The sequence below is a fragment of the Mesorhizobium sp. M7A.F.Ca.CA.004.12.1.1 genome (genome assembly GCF_003997835.1).
Taxonomy (GTDB): domain Bacteria; phylum Pseudomonadota; class Alphaproteobacteria; order Rhizobiales; family Rhizobiaceae; genus Mesorhizobium.
The window spans coordinates 1-2,704 of the sequence record NZ_RZRK01000815.1; the positions used below are offsets into that span (position 1 = coordinate 1).

Consider the following 2,704-nt stretch of genomic DNA (forward strand, 5'->3'; position numbering starts at 1 on the left):
TCATCGAAGTGCTGCATTTCGTCGGCGCCGAAGCACGCTTCATCGCGCGCGAATTCCGCCGGCATTTCCTGGTCACCGGCATGAAGGGAGCGGCGGCCGGCGGTGCCGCGGCAGTGCTCGTCTTCATCGTCTTTTCCTGGTGGTCGTCGCGCAATATGGCGACGCCGCAGGCCGACCAGGCGACCGCCCTGTTCGGCAATTTCGCCATCGGTTCGGCAGGCTATCTCGGTGTCGTGTTGATGGTGCTGGTGATCGGCGGACTGACGGCTGCCACGTCCCACGCCACCGTCGTTGCCTATCTCAGCGACATCGATGTCCGCCAGCCGGATGCAGGCTAATTCATGTCGCCCAAAAGTGGAACCGGTTTTGGGACAACGACATAGATAGGACAGGGTGATCACGGATGGAGAATTCACGTAACGCAAAGTGCGTCTTTTACCTACCCAAAGCCGCATTTCAGGATTAACCATATGGCGATGGACGCGCGGGATTCGACCGGTACGGCTGGGCAGATGCCAGTGGTGGTTGCCCGTTCGCATGGCCGCTCCACTGTGAGCCGTCTAAGAGCCGCGTTGCGCCTGTCCGCTCTCTCTGTCCTCATCCTCGCAACATTGTTTGCCGGCGGCTTCGGCTGGTTCGCCAATAAGGTCAGTCACCTGACCACGCCTGCCAATCCGGCCAAGGCGGACGCGATCATCGTGCTGACCGGCGGCCAGTCCCGCCTCGATGCGGCGATGGATCTGCTGGCGTCCGGCAAGGGCGAGCGGCTGCTGATCAGCGGCGTCCATCCTTCGGCCAGCCGCCGCCAGTTGCAGGCGGCGACCGGCGGCGACAAGAAACTGTTCTCCTGCTGCGTCGACATCGACCGCGCCGCGCTCGATACGATCGGCAATGCGGAGGAAAGCGCCAAATGGGTCGAGAGCCACGCCTATGGCACGGTGATCCTTGTCACCAACAATTATCATATGCCCCGCAGCCTGCTGGAAATGGGCAGGCTGCTGCATGGCGCCAAGCTCGAGCCCTATCCGGTGGTCAATTCCAACCTCGACAATGGCGGCTGGCTGACCAAGCCGCGGGCATTGCGCGTGCTGTTCACCGAATACAACAAGTATTTGCTGGCGCTGGCGCGCGGCATCGTGCCGGTCAAGCCGACGCCCAACGGCATCGCACTGGCCGAAACCGCAGCCGGCGGCTGATCATTCCCCTGCGGCCGTGCCCGAATTTCCCCTGAGCCGTGCGATCTCCTGCTCAAGACGTTCGATACGCTTGTCCCGCTCGCCGAGTGCCGCCGCCACGTCGGCTGCCTCGAACCGTTGCGGGATGTGCTGCGGGCAATTGGCATCCCAGGCCGAGACCGTGAACAGGATGACCTGCTCGGGGCGCGCTCTGTAGTCTTGCGGCATCAGTTTCGCCATCAGCTCGGCGTCACTCTCGACGACCCGCGCCGTGCCCCAGATCTTGATGCGCTGGCGGTGCATATAGTCGATCAGGAACAGGAACGCCCTTGGATTGTCGGCCAGATTGCCCTGCGTGATGAACTGCCGGTTGCCGGAAAAATCCGCGAAGCCGATCGTATGTTCATCCAGCACCTTGAGGAAGCCGGCCGGCCCGCCGCGATGCTGGACATAGGGCTGCCCCTCGCCATTGGCGGTCGACAGAAAGACGCTGGTCTGCATTTCGATGAAGGCGGCAAGGTCCGGGGTGATGCCGGCCTGCCAGCCGCCACGCTCCTCGACGCGGGCATAGGACTGACGTGAGCCCTTGCGGGTCTGGATTGCCTTGACGGTCGGCGTGAAGGCGACGTCGCTGGTGAAAGCATGCGCGTTCATCGAAAGCCTCCTTGCGGCAAGATGCTAAAGTCCGAGCTCCGACAGTGTCGGGTGGTCGTCCGGCCGCCGGCCGAGCGGCCAGTGATACTTACGATCGGACTCGCCGATCGGCAGGTCGTTGATGCTGGCGATGCGCAGGCGCATCAGCCCGTGTTCATCGAATTCCCAGTTCTCGTTGCCGTAGCTGCGGAACCATGAACCGCTGTCGTCGCGCCATTCGTAAGCGAAACGCACGGCGATGCGGTTGCCGTGGAAGGCCCAGACCTCCTTGATCAGCCGGTAGTCGAGCTCGCGACTCCATTTGCGCGTCAGGAAGGCCTGGATGGCGTCGCGGCCTTGCAGGAATTCGGCGCGGTTGCGCCAGCGGCTGTCCTTGGTATAGGCGAGCGCAACCCGCGCCGGATCGCGTGAATTCCAGGCATCCTCGGCCATGCGCGCCTTCTGTGCTGATGTCTCGGCGGTAAACGGCGGCAGCGGCGGTCGGGCTTCGGACATGGCAACTCCTTTGTGGGCCATGCTGCGGGCAGGCCGACAGACACAATATAGAGCCTTCCATCATTCAAATGGAGATGACATATTCGTAACCTGTCCTTCCATTTTCCGGAAGAAGCTATGGATCGTCTCGAAGCCATGTCGCTCTTTGTCGCCGCGGTGGAGGCCGGCAGCCTTTCCGCGGCCAGCCGCCGTTTCGGCATTCCGCTGGCGACGGTCAGCCGCAAGATTTCCGATCTCGAGCGCCATCTGAACACACGTCTCCTGAATCGCTCGACGCGACGGCTGACACCGACCGATGCCGGCCAGGCCTATCTTGCCGCCTGCCGCCGCATCCTGGACGAGGTCGGCGAGGCCGAACGCACGGCAGCCGGCGAATACAG

General features: G+C 62.9%; 4 protein-coding genes and 1 pseudogene. 3 read left to right on the top strand and 2 right to left on the bottom strand.

Going from position 1 to position 2,704, the window contains the following annotated elements:
• Together EN984_RS30070 and EN984_RS30075 are read left to right on the top strand one after the other, a co-directional pair.
• Nucleotides 1–338: pseudogene (locus tag EN984_RS30070) on the top strand (ABC transporter permease); the annotation flags it as partial.
• Nucleotides 339–470: 132 nt separating this feature from the next.
• Nucleotides 471–1,196, top strand: a complete 726-nt coding sequence (locus EN984_RS30075; RefSeq protein ID WP_127270825.1) for a YdcF family protein — start codon at nt 471–473, stop codon at nt 1,194–1,196.
• On the opposite strand, the gene EN984_RS30080 is transcribed toward EN984_RS30075, so the two are convergent.
• A complete protein-coding gene (locus tag EN984_RS30080) occupies nt 1,197–1,829 on the bottom strand; it encodes a pyridoxamine 5'-phosphate oxidase family protein (protein ID WP_127270827.1) in 633 nt (210 codons plus the stop codon).
• Between the two features lie 24 nt (nt 1,830–1,853).
• Nucleotides 1,854–2,324 carry a DUF1348 family protein gene (locus EN984_RS30085; RefSeq protein WP_127270828.1) on the bottom strand — a complete coding sequence of 157 codons (471 nt, stop codon included), beginning with the start codon at nt 2,322–2,324 and terminating at the stop codon, nt 1,854–1,856.
• Nucleotides 2,325–2,441: 117 nt separating this feature from the next.
• On the opposite strand from EN984_RS30085, the gene EN984_RS30090 reads away from it, so the two are divergent.
• The coding region (locus tag EN984_RS30090) for a LysR family transcriptional regulator (protein ID WP_127384174.1) at nt 2,442–2,704 on the top strand (263 nt) is incomplete at its 3' end.